The sequence below is a fragment of the Parasphingopyxis algicola genome, assembly GCF_013378075.1.
Lineage (GTDB): Bacteria > Pseudomonadota > Alphaproteobacteria > Sphingomonadales > Sphingomonadaceae > Parasphingopyxis > Parasphingopyxis algicola.
In genome coordinates, this window is the sequence record NZ_CP051131.1 from 1,259,982 (window position 1) to 1,278,279 (window position 18,298).

At 64.4% G+C, this 18,298-nt stretch carries 20 protein-coding genes; 4 read left to right on the top strand and 16 right to left on the bottom strand.

Annotated features, from left to right (window positions below; genetic code table 11):
* Window positions 1–16: 16 nt before the first annotated feature.
* From HFP57_RS06280 to HFP57_RS06305, 6 genes are all read right to left on the bottom strand, one after another.
* Window positions 17–790 carry a DUF4230 domain-containing protein gene (locus HFP57_RS06280; protein ID WP_246263433.1) on the bottom strand — a complete coding sequence of 258 codons (774 nt, stop codon included), beginning with the start codon at window positions 788–790 and terminating at the stop codon, window positions 17–19.
* A complete protein-coding gene (locus HFP57_RS06285; RefSeq protein ID WP_176868987.1) occupies window positions 769–1,638 on the bottom strand; it encodes an MBL fold metallo-hydrolase in 870 nt (289 codons plus the stop codon). The genes HFP57_RS06280 and HFP57_RS06285 overlap by 22 nt, the downstream gene beginning before the upstream one ends.
* Before the next feature lie 133 nt (window positions 1,639–1,771).
* The gene (locus HFP57_RS06290; protein WP_176868988.1) at window positions 1,772–3,226 is read right to left on the bottom strand and encodes a M56 family metallopeptidase; all 1,455 of its coding nucleotides are present in this window, start codon (window positions 3,224–3,226) and stop codon (window positions 1,772–1,774) included.
* Window positions 3,223–3,591, bottom strand: coding sequence for a BlaI/MecI/CopY family transcriptional regulator (locus HFP57_RS06295; RefSeq protein WP_176868989.1), 369 nt, complete (start codon window positions 3,589–3,591; stop codon window positions 3,223–3,225). The genes HFP57_RS06290 and HFP57_RS06295 overlap by 4 nt, the downstream gene beginning before the upstream one ends.
* A gap of 231 nt (window positions 3,592–3,822) precedes the next feature.
* A complete protein-coding gene (locus tag HFP57_RS06300; RefSeq protein WP_176868990.1) occupies window positions 3,823–4,857 on the bottom strand; it encodes a lysylphosphatidylglycerol synthase transmembrane domain-containing protein in 1,035 nt (344 codons plus the stop codon).
* Window positions 4,858–4,944: 87 nt separating this feature from the next.
* A complete protein-coding gene (locus HFP57_RS06305; RefSeq protein ID WP_176868991.1) occupies window positions 4,945–5,730 on the bottom strand; it encodes a helix-turn-helix domain-containing protein in 786 nt (261 codons plus the stop codon).
* 128 nt (window positions 5,731–5,858) lie between these two features.
* Here HFP57_RS06305 and HFP57_RS06310 point away from each other — a divergent pair, with 128 nt between their 5' ends.
* Window positions 5,859–6,257, top strand: coding sequence for a hypothetical protein (locus HFP57_RS06310; RefSeq protein WP_176868992.1), 399 nt, complete (start codon window positions 5,859–5,861; stop codon window positions 6,255–6,257).
* 17 nt (window positions 6,258–6,274) lie between these two features.
* On the opposite strand, the gene grxD is transcribed toward HFP57_RS06310, so the two are convergent.
* From grxD to HFP57_RS06350, 8 genes are all read right to left on the bottom strand, one after another.
* Window positions 6,275–6,607 (bottom strand): Grx4 family monothiol glutaredoxin, encoded by a 333-nt coding sequence (gene grxD, locus HFP57_RS06315; RefSeq protein WP_176868993.1) that lies wholly within the window; start codon window positions 6,605–6,607, stop codon window positions 6,275–6,277.
* Between the two features lie 11 nt (window positions 6,608–6,618).
* Window positions 6,619–6,852: a BolA family protein gene (locus tag HFP57_RS06320; RefSeq protein WP_176868994.1), complete on the bottom strand. Its 234-nt coding sequence runs from the start codon at window positions 6,850–6,852 to the stop codon at window positions 6,619–6,621.
* A 17-nt stretch (window positions 6,853–6,869) separates the two neighbouring features.
* A complete protein-coding gene (locus tag HFP57_RS06325; protein ID WP_176868995.1) occupies window positions 6,870–7,196 on the bottom strand; it encodes a DUF1476 domain-containing protein in 327 nt (108 codons plus the stop codon).
* A gap of 76 nt (window positions 7,197–7,272) precedes the next feature.
* Window positions 7,273–8,274 (bottom strand): NADPH:quinone oxidoreductase family protein, encoded by a 1,002-nt coding sequence (locus tag HFP57_RS06330; RefSeq protein ID WP_176868996.1) that lies wholly within the window; start codon window positions 8,272–8,274, stop codon window positions 7,273–7,275.
* Window positions 8,274–8,867, bottom strand: a complete 594-nt coding sequence (leuD, locus tag HFP57_RS06335) for a 3-isopropylmalate dehydratase small subunit (RefSeq protein ID WP_176868997.1) — start codon at window positions 8,865–8,867, stop codon at window positions 8,274–8,276. Before leuD ends, HFP57_RS06330 begins: the two co-directional genes overlap by 1 nt.
* On the bottom strand, window positions 8,867–10,300 hold the full coding sequence (gene leuC, locus HFP57_RS06340; protein ID WP_176868998.1) for a 3-isopropylmalate dehydratase large subunit: 1,434 nt from the start codon (window positions 10,298–10,300) through the stop codon (window positions 8,867–8,869). Before leuC ends, leuD begins: the two co-directional genes overlap by 1 nt.
* Before the next feature lie 107 nt (window positions 10,301–10,407).
* Window positions 10,408–11,184: a peptidoglycan recognition protein family protein gene (locus HFP57_RS06345; protein WP_176868999.1), complete on the bottom strand. Its 777-nt coding sequence runs from the start codon at window positions 11,182–11,184 to the stop codon at window positions 10,408–10,410.
* 49 nt (window positions 11,185–11,233) lie between these two features.
* On the bottom strand, window positions 11,234–12,349 hold the full coding sequence (locus HFP57_RS06350; protein ID WP_176869000.1) for a hypothetical protein: 1,116 nt from the start codon (window positions 12,347–12,349) through the stop codon (window positions 11,234–11,236).
* Window positions 12,350–12,682: 333 nt separating this feature from the next.
* Here HFP57_RS06350 and HFP57_RS06355 point away from each other — a divergent pair, with 333 nt between their 5' ends.
* Entirely contained in the window at window positions 12,683–13,300 is a 618-nt protein-coding gene (locus HFP57_RS06355) for an outer membrane protein (protein WP_176869001.1), read from the top strand.
* Between the two features lie 12 nt (window positions 13,301–13,312).
* Here HFP57_RS06355 and HFP57_RS06360 read toward each other — a convergent pair whose 3' ends face one another.
* Window positions 13,313–15,058 carry a B12-binding domain-containing radical SAM protein gene (locus tag HFP57_RS06360; protein ID WP_176869002.1) on the bottom strand — a complete coding sequence of 582 codons (1,746 nt, stop codon included), beginning with the start codon at window positions 15,056–15,058 and terminating at the stop codon, window positions 13,313–13,315.
* Window positions 15,059–15,203: 145 nt separating this feature from the next.
* Here HFP57_RS06360 and HFP57_RS06365 point away from each other — a divergent pair, with 145 nt between their 5' ends.
* Window positions 15,204–16,478 (top strand): D-arabinono-1,4-lactone oxidase, encoded by a 1,275-nt coding sequence (locus HFP57_RS06365; protein ID WP_176869003.1) that lies wholly within the window; start codon window positions 15,204–15,206, stop codon window positions 16,476–16,478.
* Window positions 16,475–17,617 (top strand): DSD1 family PLP-dependent enzyme, encoded by a 1,143-nt coding sequence (locus tag HFP57_RS06370; protein ID WP_246263435.1) that lies wholly within the window; start codon window positions 16,475–16,477, stop codon window positions 17,615–17,617. The genes HFP57_RS06365 and HFP57_RS06370 overlap by 4 nt, the downstream gene beginning before the upstream one ends.
* A gap of 10 nt (window positions 17,618–17,627) precedes the next feature.
* On the opposite strand, the gene HFP57_RS06375 is transcribed toward HFP57_RS06370, so the two are convergent.
* Window positions 17,628–18,254, bottom strand: a complete 627-nt coding sequence (locus HFP57_RS06375; RefSeq protein WP_176869004.1) for a glutathione S-transferase family protein — start codon at window positions 18,252–18,254, stop codon at window positions 17,628–17,630.
* Between the last annotated feature and the right edge of the window lie 44 nt (window positions 18,255–18,298).

The following is an 18,298-nucleotide window of genomic DNA, read 5'->3' on the forward strand; positions in this document are numbered from 1 at the left end:
CCGACGCCCGGCTGTTTCAGGGCCGCTCCTGCCGCATTTCGCCCAGCACATCGCGCGAACGGTCCATTTCGTTCGGGTTCGCCTCGTTGCGGAACTGGGCGCGGACCACGGCATCGATCCCGGCGGCGCGGAGCGGCAGCTCGAAATTGCTCTCGACCGCGCGGCGGGCCGCGTCCTGTGCGAGCCGCATGGTCGGCCCGGCGCGCGCCTGGCGCATCAGCGAGCGCTGGCCTTCGGCGCGATTGGCGGCATCGAGCGCCTCTTCGGCGTCGGTCACGGCAATGAGGATGCCGCCATCGTCATATTCGCGGATCGCGTCGATATCGATATCGGGATCGGAAATGGCGAGGTCCGGCAGGGTGACGGTCAGCGTGTTCGAGGCCGCGTCCCAGTCGATATCGTCCTCGTCCAGCTCGCCCAGATCGAGTTCGTAGCGGACATTGCCCGGCATGATCAGCGTCTTGCGCGCCGACAGGCCGAAGCGCCGCTGGGTCGACGTAATCACCGCCACAAAACGCGCTTCGAACGGGATCAGCACATTCTGCTCGCGCAGTCCTTCCAGGCTCGAACTGGCGATGGTTTCGGGATCGGGCCCGCCGCCGAAAATCCGGCTCGTGATGCTGCCGACGCCGACGACGAAGATGGTGATGATCGCGACCAAAGCGAGCAGGCAGCCGAGCGCGAACCATTTGCCCGAGCCCTGCCGGATCATGATCACCGGGGGCTCGCGGGGCGGCGGCTCGTTCGGCCCGCCGGGCGGATCGATCTCTATGCGGCTGTCTTCGACCATGTCTCGCTATCTTCTTCGACCAGCCCCCGGTCTCGCAGGTCGATCAGATGGGCGAGGACCGAGCGCCCGGCCGCGCCGTGCAGCCGGGGATCTATTCCGGAGTACATCTTCTGCACCATGTCCGGGATCGCGGTCAGCCCCGCGTCGATCGCGCGCAGGATCTGGCCTTCGCGCTGCTTGCGATGACCCATCAGGCCGCGCGCATAGCGCCGCGCTTTTTCGACCGGCTCGCCATGGGCTGGGAAATAGAGCGTCTCTTCCCGGTCCACGAGTTTGGCGAGGCTTTCCATATAGGCCTTCATGTCGCCGTCGGGGGGCGCGATCACCGTCGTCGACCAGCCCATGATGTGATCGCCGGTAAAGGTCGCACCGGCCTCGTGCAGCGCATAGCAGAGATGGTTGGACGTATGGCCGGGCGTCGCGACCGTCTCCAAGGTCCAGCCGTCGCCCGCGACGATCTCCCCGTCCACGAGCACCCGGTCGGGCGCGTAGGAGGAATCGAAGGCCGCGTCGGCGCGCGGGCCCGCATCCTCGAGCGCGAGATAGGCGCAGCCGACGATCTCCGCGCCGGTCGCCTCTTTGAGCGGCGCCGCGCCGGGGCTGTGATCGCGATGGGTGTGCGTGCAGATGATCCGGCGGATCGTCTCGCCCTTGGTCGCCGCGAGAATCGCGTCGATATGGCGCGCGTCGCGCGGGCCCGGATCGATGACCGCCACATCGCCGCGGCCGACCAGATAGGTCTGCGTCCCCGTATAGGTGAAGGGCGACGGATTGGGCGCCAGCACGCGGCGCACCTCGTCGTGCAGCTCCATGGTCAGGCCGGTCGGCATGTCTTCGGGCAAAGCCATGGCCCCCATGTGGCAAGTTGGGGCGCTTTGCGAAAGGGTTGGATTCTAAAAAGGGGCAAAGCCTCGCTTCACCCCCTCCTTCCAATCGCGGTACCGGCCCCCGATCTCGTGGCGGTAGCCGGTGTCCCCGCGATCAGCGGCTCAGATTCGCAATCTGCGCATCGAGGGTAGCGAGTACATCAGCCCGGACATCAGCCGGCATGTCGGCCTCGCCCGCGACTTCATCGCGCGCCTCACGCAGGCCCTCCAGCGCCTCGGTCCGGGCATTCTCCGCCAGCCGTTCGCGGCAGATCATCAGGCGCAGCCGCTGCCGGCCGGTTGCCGGATCGGTGCTCTCCTCGCTATGCACGGCCTCGCCGCTCTCATGGCATTGCTCGAGCGTCTCGATGTCCGGGATACGGGCGAGCAGTTCCTCGCGGTTCGGGACCATCTCGCGCAGCTCAGCTTCGCTCGGGATCGTCGCCCGCAATTCCTCTTCGCTGGGAATCATGGCGCGAATTTCGGCTTCGTCCGGGATCATGGCCTCAAGCTCCTCGCGGCTCATCGGCTCCCCGTCGCGGCCGAAGCGATAGACGCGCCGCTCGCCGTCATGATCGCCGTCGTGGCCGACGCGCACGACCCGCAGCTCCGGGTTCGCGGCCGGATAGTCGCGGGTCTCGGCCGCGACAGCGTCGGGCGCCTGCGCCACCGCATAGGCGACAGTCGCGGTCATCGGCAGGGCGACCGCCATGCCGATGCCGATCCCGGCCAGTCCGGCGGCCCTGCGAAGTTTTGATTTGTCATTCATTGCCATCCTCTTGAGCCTTTTTTTCAGTGATTTGGGATTGTCGAGAGCGCTGGAAAAAAGCAGGGCCTGGCCGGAGGACGCCTTGGCTACCGCCCGGCCATAGACCGGCCGTTCGCGATAATCGGTTTGTGCCAGGACGCGGGCATCGCAGGCCGCTTCCTGGTCGAAGCGGAAGGCGCGCCAGGCGTACCAGGCAATCGGGTTGAACCAGTGCAGGCACAGCAGGAGAAATGCCGCGAAATTGACGATCAGATCGCCGGACCGATGGTGCGAATATTCGTGCGCCAGCGCCAGTTCGCGCTCGCGTTCGCTATAGTCCCGGTAGAAACCCGGCGGGACGGCGATGCACTTGCGGAAGATGCCAAAGGCGATCGGACCGGCAACGCCCTTCGCGATTACGAGCCGGATACCATGGCGCCTGTCGATATTGGTCGAATCCGCCAGAATTTCCTCACTTTTGCGCAGATGGTCGGAAATCCGCCACAGGAAGAGCAGGCCGGCCCCGGCCAGCCAGACGGTGATGAGAGCGGTCGTCCAGTCGGGGCCGGTGGCCTCGGAACCGCGCGCGAGGATCGCCAGGATTTCGGGTGCGATGGCGAGCGCCGGATCGACCGTCGATGCCGCGGCGGACGCTTCGACCGTGCGCGTGATCGGCGGCATGAGGAGTCGGGCCGCGGGTATCAGCCAGAGCGCATAGGCGACGCGCGCGCCGAAAAACCGGGTAACGGGTGCGCGGACGGCCAGAACCGCGACCATCAGGATCGACGTCGCGACGAACGTGTCCAGCAGCCATTCGGTCACGACCGCAGATCCTTGAGCAATTGCTCGATCTCGTCGATGTCCTTGGCGCTCAGGTCCTCGCGCTTGGCGAGATGCGCGACCAGCGGGCTGACTCGTCCGCCGAACAGGCGATCGACGAGGCGCCGCGATTCCTCGGTCACATAATCGTCGCGCCCGACGGTCGGCGAATAGCGGAAACGGCGCCCGTCGCGCTCGTGAGAGACCGCGGATTTCGCGGCCAGACGCGACAGCAGTGTCTTCACGGTCTGCATGCTCCAGTCCCGTTCGCCATGCACGCGTTCGGCGACTTCGGCCGCCGATAGCGGCGAACGGCGCCACAAAATCTCCATGATTTCGAGCTCGGCTTCGCTGATTTTGACAGCCATGGGCACGATCCTTTCGACTACAGCCGTAGTCAAAACGACTACATGTGTAAACGTTCGGTCGGGCAAGATGTCTGCCGTTTGTCGAATATTCTTACAGTTTCGGCGACGGTAACGATTCGATAACGAAGTAAGTGTCTGTTTTTATTGTATTTCGTGAAAACTGGCACGCGCACTGCATAGTATGGGGCGTTCCATACCCACTAATACCCCCATGAGGGACGGGTTAGCCAGCTATACTGGTCTCGCGCTAACCCGTCCCCTCACCCCCAAAAAAATCAAGGCAGCCAGCCCGGTCGGCACGTAGAACAGCACGAGCCGCCAGATCACCATGACCTGCGCGAGCGTGTCCGGCGACAGAAACGGCGCGTAGAGCAGCAGAAACGCCGCCTCGGTGCCGCCGACACCGCCGGGCGTCGGCACCATCGTGCTGAAGGTGAAGGTCAGCCATTGCAGCGCCCAGTAGAGCAAGGGCAGCATCGCCCCGCCGGCAAAGCCGATGATCGCCGTCGCGACCGAATAGCGCGCGCCCCATTGCACGACGGACAGCGCCATGCTCGCCATCACGACCGACTTGCCGCCTTTGAGAACGGTCTTCCAGTCTTGCGCGACATTGCGCCCCAGTTCGACCGTGCGTCCGGCGAGGCGTTGCGCGAGGCGGCCGATCCGGCCGCCGAACAGGCCGCGCCGCGCCATGCCGAACAGCGTGCCGACAATGAGTATCAAGGCGACGAAGAAAAGCAGTGCCTGCGCCGTCGAAGCGCGGGCGCCGACCCAGTCGAGCCCGCGCAAGGTCGATGGCAGTTCGAATCCGAAGGCGAAGAACAGCGCGAAGGCGAGCAGGCCGAGCATCACGATCGTGTCTTCGGCGATCTGCGTCGAGATCAGGGTGCCCGCCTTGTCGGCCGAGACCCCCTCATTGCAGAGAAAGCCCCATTTGATGACCGTACCCCCGGTCGCGGTCGGCGTTACCGAATTGGCGATGACGGTGCCCAGGATCACCCGGATATTCTGCGCAAGATGCAGCTCGACGCCGAGAAAGCGGCACCAGATCGCAAGCCGCAAGACGTTGGTGAACCAGGGCACGACGGCGAGCCCGGCGGCCAGCGCCAGGAGCCAGGGCCGTTCGGCGATCGAGGAGAGCGGCCGGCCGTCCATCGCCCAGAGAAAGAAGACGATATTGGCGAGCGCCGCCAGCGGCAGCGCCCAGAGCGCCAGCCGGATCGCATGGCGGCTCAACCGGGCCGGTTTTTCGCTTTTTTCGGTCAAATCGCGCGGCGCCTGCCTCTACCCAGGAAATCCATCTTCGGCGGTCTAGCCGATGGATGGCGCCGCGCAAAGCGTTAGGGGCAGGACCTAACGCGGCCAGTTCTTGTGCAGAATGTCCGCGGTTTTGTCGTCGGCCGGGAAGAAAGCCTCGATCGCGAGTTCGGACAGGGTGATGTCGACCGGCGTCCCGAAAATCGTGATCGTGCCGATAAAGGAGAGCCGGCCGACCGTGGTATCGAGGATCAGCGGGACCCAGATCCTGTCGGGATCGGCGGGCGGTGCGTCATGCTCGCTCTCGTGCGGATAGGCAGCAACCTCTTCGCGCAGGGCGACGAGACCGGGATCGGCGCTGCTCGCAATCTGCTGGTCGAGCTGCTCGAGCACATGGGCGTGCCATTCGGTAAGGTTGACGACCTGCGGCGCGAGCCCGTCGGGGTGCAGCGCGAGCTTGATCGCGTTCATCGGCGGTTCGAGCAGCGCGCTGCCGATCTGTTCGGTGAAGAAGCTGATCGCGTCGTTGGTCGCGACGATATTCCAGTGCCGGTCGACGGCGATCGCCGGATAGGGTTCATGGCCCTTGAGGATATGCTCGACCGAGCGGCGCGCGATCGCCATCGCCGGATCATCGAGCGTCCGCTCGCCGTGGCGCGGCGCGAAGCCGGCGGCCGTCAATATCCCGTTGCGCGCGCGATAGGGAATGTCGAGACGCTCGGCGAGCCGGTCGATCGTGCCAGTGCTCGGCTGCGACCGGCCGGTTTCGATGAAGCTCAGATGGCGCGGCGAGATATCGGCCTCGAGCGCCAATTGCATCTGGCTGAGCCGCCGCCGTTCACGCCATTGCCGAATCTGCTGTCCCACCGCCACTGTCGCCATCGGATCGCTCCTCTTCTCGATCGGCACCGAGACTAGGCCGGTCGGCGGGTCAATTCCATTACCTCCAAGGTAATCGACTGAGAGATGCGGGAGGCAGATGATCAGCGCATTCCAACAAGGAGGATCACATGACCGTCGATTTCGCCAAGAAAGTGTTTCTCGCCGATGCCATTGTCTGCGCGCTGACCTTTGTCGGCTGCGTGTTCGCGACCCAGGCGATCGCCGCGGATACCGGCCTCGGCACCGGCCCGGTGGCCGCCGCCGGCTGGATCTGCCTCGGGGCGGCGTTGATCTGGGGCTGGCTCGGCACGCGCGCCCGGCCGCCCATACTCATCTGCTGGCTGGCGATATTCCTCAATATCGACTGGATCATCGCGAGCGTCGTCCTGTTCGAACTCGAATATGCGTCGCTCACGGCCTATGGCCGCGCGCTGATCGTCGCCCAAGCGGTCGGCGTGCTCGGTTTCGTCGTGCTGGAGGTGATGGGCGTCCGGGCGATCGGGCGCCAGCGCGTCGCCGCCGCGTAACTCCCCCGGGAAGGGCGTCAGCCGGCGGTGGCGGCGACGCCCTTTTCCTGCATCAGCGCCTGCAGCTCGCCGGCCTCGTACATTTCCATCATGATATCCGAACCGCCGACGAAATCGCCCTTCACATAGAGCTGGGGGATAGTCGGCCAGTCGGAATATTCCTTGATGCCCTGCCGGACTTCCTGATCCTGCAGCACGTCGACGCTGGCGAATTCGACGCCGCAATGTTCGAGGATCGCCACCGCGCGGCTCGAAAATCCGCATTGCGGGAAGAGCGGCGAGCCCTTCATGAACAGGACGACGTCATTGCCTTTGACGGTTTCGTCGATACGGGATTGTGGGTCGGACATGAATGATACTCCTATTCGGGTGCGGCGGTCGTCAGCTGGAGCGCGTGCAGCTCCCCGCCCATGCGCCCCTTGAGCGCGGCGTAGACCGCCTGATGCTGTTTTACGCGCGGAACCCCCCGGAAACTCTCCGAAACGACGCGCGCGGCATAGTGATCGCCGTCGCCCGCGAGGTCGGTAATCTCAATCTCGGCGTCCGGAATCGCTTCCCGGATCATCGTTTCGATATCGTCGGCGGCCATCGGCATCGCGCGTCGTTCCTCGCCTAGTCCGTCGACTCGATCAGCTGACGGCGCGCCTCGACCGTCATTTCCTCGATCTTCTCGCGAATCGTGTCCGCATCGACATCCTGCTCCGCCGTCGTCAGATCGCCGAGAACCTTGCGGATCACATCGTCATCGCCGGCTTCCTCGAAATCGGCCTGGACCACGGCCTTGGCATAGGCGTCGGTTTCCTCGGCGGTCAGCCCCATCAGTCCGGCCGCCCATTCGCCGACCAGGCGATTGCGGCGCGCGGTGATGCGGAACTGCATTTCCTGATCGTGCGCGAACTTGTTTTCGAACCCTTTTTCGCGATCTTTGAAATCGGCCATGAACGTCTCTCTCCGAGGATAAAAATGCTCTGGCGCCCGAAATAGGGAGGCGGGCGCCGCGGCGCAACGGTTACCGCTAATCCGCGACTTTCACGACGAGCTTGCCGATCGCCTTGCGCGCGCCCATTTTCGCGATCGCCTCGCCGCCTTTTTCGAACGGGAAGACCTCGGTCACCTTGGGCGCGATCTTGCCATCGCGCCACCAGTCGAAAAGCTGGTTGACGTTATCGCGATTATGCTGGGGATTGCGCGCGGCGAAGGCGCCCCAGAAGACGCCGCGCACGTCGCAGCTCTTCAGGAGCGTGAGGTTGAGCGGCAGCTTCGGGATGCCCGCCGGAAAACCGATCACCAGATAACGGCCTTCCCAGGCAATCGAGCGCAGCGCGGGTTCGCAATAATCGCCGCCGACCGCGTCATAGATCACGTCCGCGCCGTTCGGCCCCACCTTCTCCTTGAACTGGCCGGCGAGCGCCTTGGACGCTTCCTTGTCGAACGGCCCGCGATCGTAGATCAGCACATCGTCCGCCCCGGCATCGCGCACCGCTTGCGCCTTCTCCTCGCTCGACACCGCGCCGACGACGCGCGCGCCCATCGCCTTGCCGATCTCGACCGCCGCGAGGCCGACACCGCCGGCGGCGCCGAGCACCAGCAGGGTCTCGCCCTCCTTGAGGTCGCCGCGATCGGCGAGGGCGTGGATCGTCGTGCCATAGGTGAGGATCATCGCCGATCCGTCCTCGAAGCTGACATCGTCGGGGAGCTTGAATGCGCCCGTGGACTGCACGGCGACATATTCGGCCAAGCCGCCATTGCCGCACATCGCCAGCACCCGGTCGCCGATCGCGAAATCGGTTACGCCCTCGCCGACCGCCTCGACGACGCCCGATACCTCGCCGCCCGGCGCGAAAGGCCGCTCGGGCTTGAACTGATACTGGTCGACGATCACGAGCACGTCCGGATAATTGATCGCACAGGCCTTCACGGCGACGAGCAGCTGCCCCGGCCCGGCTTCCGGCGCGTCGATCTCGCCCATCTTGAGCGTTTCGGGTCCGCCGGTTTCATGGGACAACAGGGCTTTCATCAGGCATTCTCCTTCACGAGCCAGGACCGGGCGGCACTGGCTTTCTTTTCGTAGGCGGCAATCGCGTCCCCGCTTTCCAAGGTCAAGCCGATCTCGTCGAGCCCGGCGAGCAGGCAGGATTTGCGGAACGGATCGATCGGAAATTCGAAGCGATCCTGAAACGGCGTCGTCACCACCTGGTTTTCCAGATCGACCGTAACCGGGTCATTTTCGGCGACCTCCATCAGCCGGTCGATCACCGCCTGCGGCAATTCGACCGTGAGGATGCCATTCTTGAACGCGTTGCTCGCGAAGATATCCGAAAAGCTCGGCGCAATGACGACGCGGACGCCCATGTCGTCGAGCGCCCAGGCCGCATGTTCGCGGCTCGAGCCGCAGCCGAAATTATCGCCCGCGATCAGTACCGGTGCGCCCGCATAGTCGGGATCGTCGAAGACATTACCCTCCTCGGCGCGCACCGTCTTGAAGGCCCCCTCGCCCAGCCCTTCCCGGCTGATCGTCTTCAGATATTCGGCCGGGATGATGACATCGGTATCGACATTTTTCCGGCCGAACGGATAGGCGCGGCCCTCGACCTGTTTGAACGGTTCCATCAGCCCATAACCTCTCGGACATCGGCCAACCGGCCGGTCACCGCCGCCGCGGCGGCCATGGCGGGAGAGAGCAGGTGCGTGCGCGCGCCGGGGCCCTGACGGCCGACGAAATTGCGGTTCGAGGTCGAGGCGCAGCGCTGGCCGGGCGGCACCTTATCCGGGTTCATGCCGAGGCACATCGAACAGCCGGGCTCGCGCCATTCGAACCCGGCTTCGATAAAGATCCGGTCGAGACCTTCCTGTTCGGCCTGCAGTTTGACCAGCCCCGAACCCGGAACGACGAGCGCCTGTTTGATACCCTCGGCGATCCTGCGGCCCTTGGCGACCTCGGCCGCGGCGCGCAGATCCTCGATCCGGCTGTTGGTACAGCTGCCGATAAAGATATTGTCGACCGCGACATCCTCCATCCGCTGACCCGGGGTCAGCCCCATATAGTCGAGCGACTTGGCGGCGGCGGCGCGTTTGGATTCATCGGCGAAGCTCTCGGGATCGGGGACACTGCCCGTGATCGGGACGACATCTTCCGGGCTCGTGCCCCAAGTGACGTTGGGAGCGATATCGGCGGCGTCGAGTTCGACGCGCGTATCGAACGCCGCGCCTTTATCGGTCGGCAGCGATCGCCACCAGTCCATCGCCGCGTCCCAATCGGCGCCCGAGGGCACCATCGGGCGGCCCTTCAGATAGGCAAAGGTCTTGTCGTCGGGCGCGATCAGACCGGCCCGGGCGCCCGCCTCGATCGACATGTTGGAGACGGTCAGCCGCCCCTCGATGCTCATGTCGCGGATCGTCGAGCCGGTATATTCGATGACATGGCCGGTGCCGCCCGCCGCACCGATCCGGCCGATGATCGCAAGCACGACATCCTTGGGCGAAACGCCGAAACCGAGCGTTCCTTCGACCCGGATTTCCATGGTTTTCGATTGCTTTAGAAGCAATGTCTGAGTTGCCAGCACATGCTCGACCTCGCTCGTGCCGATGCCAAAGGCGAGCGCGCCGAGCGCGCCATGCGCAGCCGTATGGCTATCGCCGCAGACGAGCGTGCAGCCCGGCAGGGTGAAGCCCTGTTCGGGGCCGACGACATGGACGATGCCCTGTTCGGGCGCCGCGTCGTCGATATAGCGGATGCCGAAGGCTGGCGCGTTCGCCTCCAATGCCTCGAGCTGCTTGGCCGACATCGGATCGGCGATCGGCACGCGGTTGCCGGCGGCATCGCGGCGCGGGGTAGTCGGCAGGTTATGATCGGGGACCGCCAGGGTAAGATCGGGCCGCCGCACCGTCCGTCCCGCTGCGCGTAGCCCCTCGAAAGCCTGGGGGCTCGTCACCTCATGGACGAGATGGCGGTCGATAAAGACGATGCAGGTCCCGTCGTCGCGCCGTTCGACGACATGCGCGTCCCAGATCTTTTCGTACAGCGTGCGGGGCGTATCGTTCATACGCCTCTCCTAACGGGATTCGTCCCGGCTGCAAAAGAAGGATTTCTTTGTCTGCCCAAGCAGCGAACGTCTGGGCTGGAAAGCGGCGCCGCGCTCGGCGCGCCGCGTCAATCGCGCGGATCGAGCGCGGCCCAGGTCAGCGGGCCGACAATTCCGTCGGGCACGAGATCATGTTCACGCTGAAACTCCCGGACCGCGGCCTCGGTCAGCGGCCCGAATATGCCGTCCGGTTCGAGCCCGAGGATGGTCTGCAGCGCTTCGACGGGCGCGCCGCGGCTCCCGCGCCGCACGGTCGGATGGTCGTGCGCATCCGCCGCCGGGATCAAGGATGGCGGCGCGGCCAGCCCGGCCAAGATAGCCGCCACGTCGCGGCGGAACGGATCCATATCGAAGCTCGGATCGGGCTTGCGGCCCCTAGGCAGCGCATATTCCTTGTGGCCGCAGCACCAGCTCGCATCGGCGCCGATCTTGCGCAGGATGGCGGCCACGCCCCGCCGATAGGCATCGATCTGCACGGCGGGCCAGGGATCGGACGCGATACCGCGATTTTCGGCTTCTATCCCGATGAAACTCCGATTGCCGCTCGTCACCCCTTGCCATTTCCCCCGCCCCGCATGATTGGCCCGGCCGGCGGCGATCACGAAATAGGTGCCGTCGCGCCCGAGGCCGAGCTGGGAAAGCGGGCCGGCCAAATCCCGCCGGCCATGGGTGATTACATTCAGGCTCGGCATGACGCCGCGCGCCGGACCGGCCGTGTGATGACACATGACGCCCCGGATCCGCCCGACATCGCCGCGGCCGCGCGTCCGCCAGCCCGTCTGTTCCGCAACCTTCAGCCCGGCATCTTCGAGCGTTTCGGCCAGCCAGGTCAGCGTATAGGACATTGCAGGCTCCCGTGTCTAAGTATCGGTAGCGCCTGAGAGACGGCCGCGATCATGATGTCGCCGCCGTACCGGTTCGGTCGCCATCGTCGGGTTCTTCCACTCCGCCGACGGCTATCGGCAGGTCTCGATCCGCCGTCGCCCGTTCCTCATCCACCGGTTCGTCGCACAGGCAGGCGTCGATCTCGTCGTCGGCCCGGTCCGCCTCTCCGTCGATGTCTCCGTCCGGAGCGCCTGCCGTCGGCAGTCGGGACTCCGAAGGTGATGGAACCGCCGGACGCGGTGGCACCGGCAGGGCCGGCAGAACGGCCGGAGCGGGGGACGATGTCGGCGTCAGCCCGCTATTGGGCGGTGCGCCGGTCCGGGCATTGCCGAAGCTCGCCTTGCCGAGCAGATCGGGCACCAGGCGTTCGAGGAAACCGGCGATGAAACCGACGACCGTGACGACCCGCCAGTCATAATTGTCGGCGTCGAGAGTCAGCGAACCGTCGCCGAACTGGAGAATGCTCACGGTATCGGTCTGGAACAGGCAGACCAGCAGCGCCGCGGCGATGGCCCCGATCACGATCCGCAATATGGCATCGGACGCATTGTCGCGCATCTGCAGATTGGTGAGGATCGTCCGGCTGCGCAAACCGATGGCGATCGAGAAGAAGGCGCCGAGCGCGCCCGTCCCGGTCGCGAACAGCAGCGGATCGGCGGTTGGCGCTGCGATCGCCGAGGACAGTATGAGCGCCAGCAGGATCACGGCGAGGACGGTGCCCGCGCCGATCAGCATATAGTAGAAGCGCGCCCAGGAGGTTCGCTCGGCGATGATATCGTCCTTGATCGTCGCGAGCAGCGCAGCGGCGTTTTCGATACTTCCCTCGATACCCATTACCAGCGCGTCGGATACCCGCCGGTCGAACCGGATCGCCTTGGAGTGGAAGCTCAGATACTTGCTGCCGTGCCAGCCGTCGATCAGACCGCGGACCTCGCCGCGCAACGGGCTGAGCGGCGCGATCTTGTCGCGCTGCCGGCGATTGTCTTCATCGTCATCGGCAAAATGGACGAGCACCCGCTGGTCGGTGCGATAGATCGCGTAATGCGGCGGATTCCTGACATAGACGGCCCTGATGTCCGCGCCCGTGCTGTCGCGCCCGTCCAGCGCGATCTCCGCTACCTTCATTGCAAGACTGCTCCCCTCCGCGATCGGCCCGGCGGGCTCAGGCTGACGCCGGCCGAATTTCGCTATTCCTTTACCATCGCACGGCGCAGGACATGCGATCAGTCGAGACCGGAATGGAGGATTTGCGGCCGGGGCGCCGCCACGGGCAGCGCCGGCTTCGCGGAACGAGCGCGTTTCTTCGCGAGGCGGCGAACTGCTCCTGATCGGACGAGACTCGGCCCGGCGCAAAGCTGATTCGCTTCGTCGCGAATGCGGGCCGATCGGCTATCCTTCGCCACAATTCGGGCCAAGACGGGCGGCCATCTGCAATGTGTTGAGTAGGATCGCCCCAAAATGAAGACCATAGCCCCGATCATCGCCTTCGCCGCCGCGCCGCTTGCCGCCGTTCCGGCGCAGGCCCAGAGCATACCTTTCGTACCGGATATCTATATGGGGCTCGAAGCGGGCACCGGCGAACGCAGCGCCAGCCGTTTCGGCGAACCGGGCGATATCGTCGCAAGCGACGAGAGCAACGGCGTCGATTACGGCGCCTTTGTCGGCGTCGAGCTGCCCGCCTTCCCGCTCGGCTATATGGCCGTCGAGGCCAATGTCGGCGATTCGACCGGCGAGACGACGGCACTCGTGCGCGATGGCGCGACCGACCGCGAGGTCACGACCCAGGCGCGGTTCAACTGGAGCGCGACGGCGCGGCTCGGCCTGGCGCCCCTGCCCGGCTTCGCGGCATACGGCATCGCCGGCTATGGCGGCGAGCAGATCGACATTACGGTCACCGATGTTGCGACCGGGACGCAGTTCGAGCGCGACGATTCGATGGACGGGATCATCTACGGCCTCGGCGCGCGCTACATGGTGGGCACCGATGTCGGTATCCGCGCCGAATATCGCCATCGCGAAGCGAGCGGCGCCTATGACCCCGAACAGTTCATGATCGGCGCCTTCGTCAGCTTCTAGGGAAGTCGCTGCTCACGCCGCGGCACTCTCCACCTCTTCGCGATGCTGGCGGCGGATCGCGGCCTGATCCGACGAGCGCGTATCGGTAAGCAGGATATCGACTTCGCGCTTGTCGTCGGTGATCGCCGCGTCCGTATAGTCGAACCGCGCGGGATCGGTGATGATCCGCTTCATCATCCGTCGCAGCCGGACATAGGTCTTCGCCACGGCGAGGGTGATGTACAGGTTTTTCGCGACATATTTGGGATAGAAGATCAACGGATTTTCGATTCGATAGCCAGGCCGCCGCTGTTTGCGCCGGTAGATGCGCATATAGCCCGATTCGAATTTCGCGACGCCCGTGATGCGGACCGCCTCACGATAGGCGGTCAGCCGGTTGACCGTCATCTTCTTCTGGTTCGATCCGAGCGCCGCCATGCGTCGGATCACGGTTTCCATATGCTCCCAGCTGTAGAAGCTGCGATGGGCGTCGACATAGGCGCGCTCCCACTCATCGTCCGACATCTTCGGATGATGGGTAACGCGGTGGTTGAGATCGTACTTGTTGAGATCGGGATCCATCCACTGGCCCGCCTCGTAAGCCAGTTTGTGATCTTCGCTGCCCGGCAGCGGCGTCAGATAGTTGAGATAAATCGAATCGATCGGCAGCTCGCTCTTGAGCACCGCGATATCGCGCTGGATGGACTCGTACGTATCGTTGGGAAAGCCGATGATATAGCCGCAGATGATATAGACCGGGTGCTGTTTCCACATGAGAAACATCTCGCGATATTCCTCGACCCGGTTCTGGCGTTTCTTGGCGGCTTCGAGATTGTCGGCGTTGACATTTTCGAGCCCGACGAAAATCTCGTTGACGCCCATCTTCACGCATTTCTCGATAAAGTTCGGGATGCGGTGGGCGAGCGTATCGACCTGGATCACCAGTTTGATCGCGAAGCCCTTTTCGCGCAGTTCGATCAGGCGGTCGGCGAAGCTCTCCCAATTCCTGTTGCGCGCGAAATTGTCGTCGGTGAGTACGAAGCGGGTGATGCCCTCGGCGGCATTGACCCGGATGATCTTCTCGAGATCGTCCGCAGTGCGGAACCGGCTCTTGCGGCCTTGGACGTTGATGATCGTGCAGAAGGAGCATTCGAACGGGCAGCCGCGCCCGAGATCGAAGCTCGAAAATCCGTTGGTGTTGTGTTCGACCTGTTCGCGCGGGAGAAACGGGATCGGCGCGCCGGCGATATTGGGCGTATCGTCGAGCCAGTCGTAAATCGGTTTGAGTTCGCCCGCATAGGCATCCCGCAGCACTTCATCCATCCGGCCGTCTTCGGCCTCGCCGCCGAAGAAACTGAGGCCGAACTGCTGCGCCTCGACCAGCTCGGGCGGCAGCTCCTCGAGCATCGACATGCAGCCCGAGACGTGAAAGCCGCCGATACAGACCGGCAGCCCCGCGGCGATAAATTCCTTCGCCATCTCCATCGTGCGGGGAAACTGGTTCGATTGGACGCCGACCAGGCCGATAAAGCCGCGTCCGCCCGCCTTTTCGATATTACGTGCGATCCGCTTCGGATCGACCTTGCTATGGATCTCGTCGAGCGTGTGCACATCGGCTTCCACGTCGCCCAGCGCGCCGCGCTCCAGCGCATCCTCTACGATGCCGGCCATGCAGGCGAGCGAGTTGGACGGCACGATCGACCGCCACCATTGCAGCGGATAGCCGTCGTCATGATAGCGCGTCGGCTTGATCAGATAGATTTGGAATCGTTCCCCCATGAGAGGAGGTTAAACCAAATCGCGCGATACTGCGAATGGCTTTTTTCTATCCGGCCGTCGCGGTCATTCTTTGCGTCTATCGGCGCATAGCGGCTTGCTTGCCTGCTTTTGGCGCACCGGCTATCGCCGGTTCGAGGGGTGAGAGATGACGAAAACCGGCTGGCAGAATTGGTCCGGCAGCGTTCATGCTACCCCGAGCCGGATCGCCGAACCGCGTAATGAGGCCGAACTTGCGCAGATCGTCACGGGCACTGACCGGGTGCGGGTCACCGGCGCCGGCCACAGTTTCATGCCCTTGTGCGAGACGGACGGCACACTGATCCGGCTGGATCGGATGGAAGGCGAACTGGACATCGCCGCCGACGGTGCGACGGCTTGGGCGCCGGCTGGCTGGAGCCTCGCCCGGCTGACCGAAAGGCTGTGGGAGGCAGGCTATTCGTTCCTCAATCAGGGCGATGTGAACCCGCAATCGCTGGCGGGTGCCATCTCGACCGGCACGCACGGCACCGGCGCCGCGCTCGGCAGTCTGTCGACAATCGCCCGGGGTTTTCGCCTGATGCTCGCCGACGGCAGCACGATCACCTGCGACGCCGACGAGAACGGCGAAATATTCGAGGCCCAGCGTCTGTCGCTCGGCCTGCTCGGCATCGCCCTTGCGATCAGGATCGAGATCGTTCCGGCCTATCACCTGGTCGAAGATATTCGCGCGGTCCGGCTGGCCGAGCTTACCGAGCAATGGGACGACCTTGCCGACGAGTATCGCCATGTCGAATTCTGGGTCTTCCCCTATTCGGACATGGCGATCCTCAAGACGCTCGAACCCTGCGACCCCTGCGATCCGCCGGAGAAGCAAAGCGACATGGCTGAGAAAGCCTTCGCTTCATATTGCAAGACGGTGCGGCGCGTCCCGAAGCTCGCTGCCTCGCTCCAGCGCCAGATCATGAAGGGCGTCAAGCCCGCCGAGCGCCGCGGCCCGGCCTATCGGATCTTCCCGTCCGAACGGAATGTCCGGTTCGAGGAAATAGAACACCAGTTGCCGCGCGCCAACGGTTTCGCCGCGCTTGCCGAGGTAATCGACTGGATCCGCACGAACAAACTGCCGGTGAGCTTTCCGTTCGAATTTCGCCTGGTGGCGGGCGACGATATCTGGATGAGCCCTTTCAATGCCGGTCCCTGCGCCTCGATCTCGATGCATCAATATGCCGAGATGCCGTGGCGCGAGATTTTCGCCGACGCCGAACCGATCTTCCGCGAGCATGGCGGGCGGCCGCATTGGGCCAAGCGGCACACGCTGCGCTTCGACGATCTGAGCGCGCTCTATCCGAAAACCGAAGACTTCCGGGCCGTCTGCCGGGAGGTCGATCCACAGGGCAAGTTCGCGAACGCGCATCTGGCCGCGCTGTTCAGGCTGGGAGAATGACCGCAATGCCCGCCTCTTCCGAAAACAGTCACCTGATCGGCCAGCAGGGCGGCCGCAAATCGCTGAACACGCCGGCGCTGGTTCTCGAAAAGGCGGCCATGCTGCGGAACATCGAACGCATGGCCGCATTCGCCAGCGAGAAAGGCGTGAGCCTCCGCCCGCATGCCAAAACCCATAAAAGCGTCGATATCGCCACGCTCCAGCTCGAAGCCGGGGCCAAGGGCATTTGCTGCGCCAAACTGGGGGAAGCCGAAGCGCTGGCCGCCGCCGGGCCCATTCCGAATATCCTCATTACCTCGCCGGTCGTGTCCGCGCCGGCAATCGCGCGGCTGGCGAAGATTCACGGTGAAACTGAGGCGCTGATGGTCGTCGCCGATCATCCCGGCAATGTCAGCAATCTGGCACGGGCCTTCGGGGAGGATGCCCCGCTCGGCATATTGATCGACATCGATCCGGGCATTCACCGCACCGGTGTCGCCTCGCCGGACGCGGCCTTAGCGCTGGCGCGGGAAATCGCGCGCCAACCGTCGCTGCGATACCGCGGCGTGCAATTCTATTGCGGCCTCCATCAGCATATCAAATCCTATGCGGAGCGCCGCGCCGCGATCATCGAACGGACCGGCTATCTGCGCGGCATCGTCGATCAGCTGGCCGATGCCGGTTTCGTGCCGGAGATCATCAGCGGCGGCGGGACCGGCACCCACGAGATCGATGCCGAACTCGGCCTGTTCACCGAGCTGCAGGTCGGGTCCTATGTCTTCATGGACAATGAATATGGCGAGTGCGAGCTGTTCGGCGACGCCGAAAATTTCGAGGCCGCTCTGTTCGTCGATGCCCGGATCGTCAGCTGCAACACGCCGGGCATGGCGACCGTCGATGCAGGCTTCAAGGCGCTATCTACGGACGGCGGCACGCCCGTGGTGACGGATGGCGCGCCGGACGGCGCGGGCTTCATTTTCATGGGCGACGAACATGGCGGACTATTGGCCGCCGATCACGAATTCGAGCATGGCGCCGCCGTGACGCTGCAGGTGCCGCATTGCGACCCGACCGTGAACCTTCACGACGTCTATCATGTCGTGGACGGGGATACGGTCGTCGATATCTGGCCCGTCACGGCGCGGGGCCGCAGCCGCTAAGGCCCGCCCGCTAGCCCTCGCGGTTAACGAGCGGTCCACCGATTTCGATCGCTTTCTTGTACGCGGGCCGGTCCATCAGCCGTTCGAGATAGGCCTTGGCCTGGGGGCGCTCGTCGAGCAGCCCGACCATGTTCGAAAGCTCGAGCAGATATTCGAGGTTGATGTCCGCGCCGGTCAACGCGTCGCCGACTAGGAATTCGCGGCCCTCCATATGGCCGTCGATATAATCGAGCAGCTTGGTCACTTCGCCGCCGACGAAACCGCCCAGGATGTCGCCCAGCCCGCCGAAACGCGGCCCGAGCAGAGTCAGCAGGATCGGCATGGCGAGCGTGCCTTCGGCGAATTGCAGCCATTCGAGATAGGTCGCGCGGTCCGCGTTCGATGCCGGCGCCAGCTGCCCCTCGCCGCGCGTCTCGATGATATATTCGATGATCGCGCCCGACTCGACCATCACATGGCCGTCGATTTCCACCGTCGGTGCCTTGCCGAGCGGATGGATCGCAAACAGGTCCTCCTGCGAGCGATTGGTCTCCGGGTTCCGGTGATGTTCCTCCATCTCGTACTGAAGCCCGAGTTCTTCGAGCAGCCAGATGATACGCGTCGAACGCGAGAAACGGAGATGGTGGAGCTTGATCATGGGCATCGATCCTGACTGAAAGGTGGAAACTGACGATTCCCGTG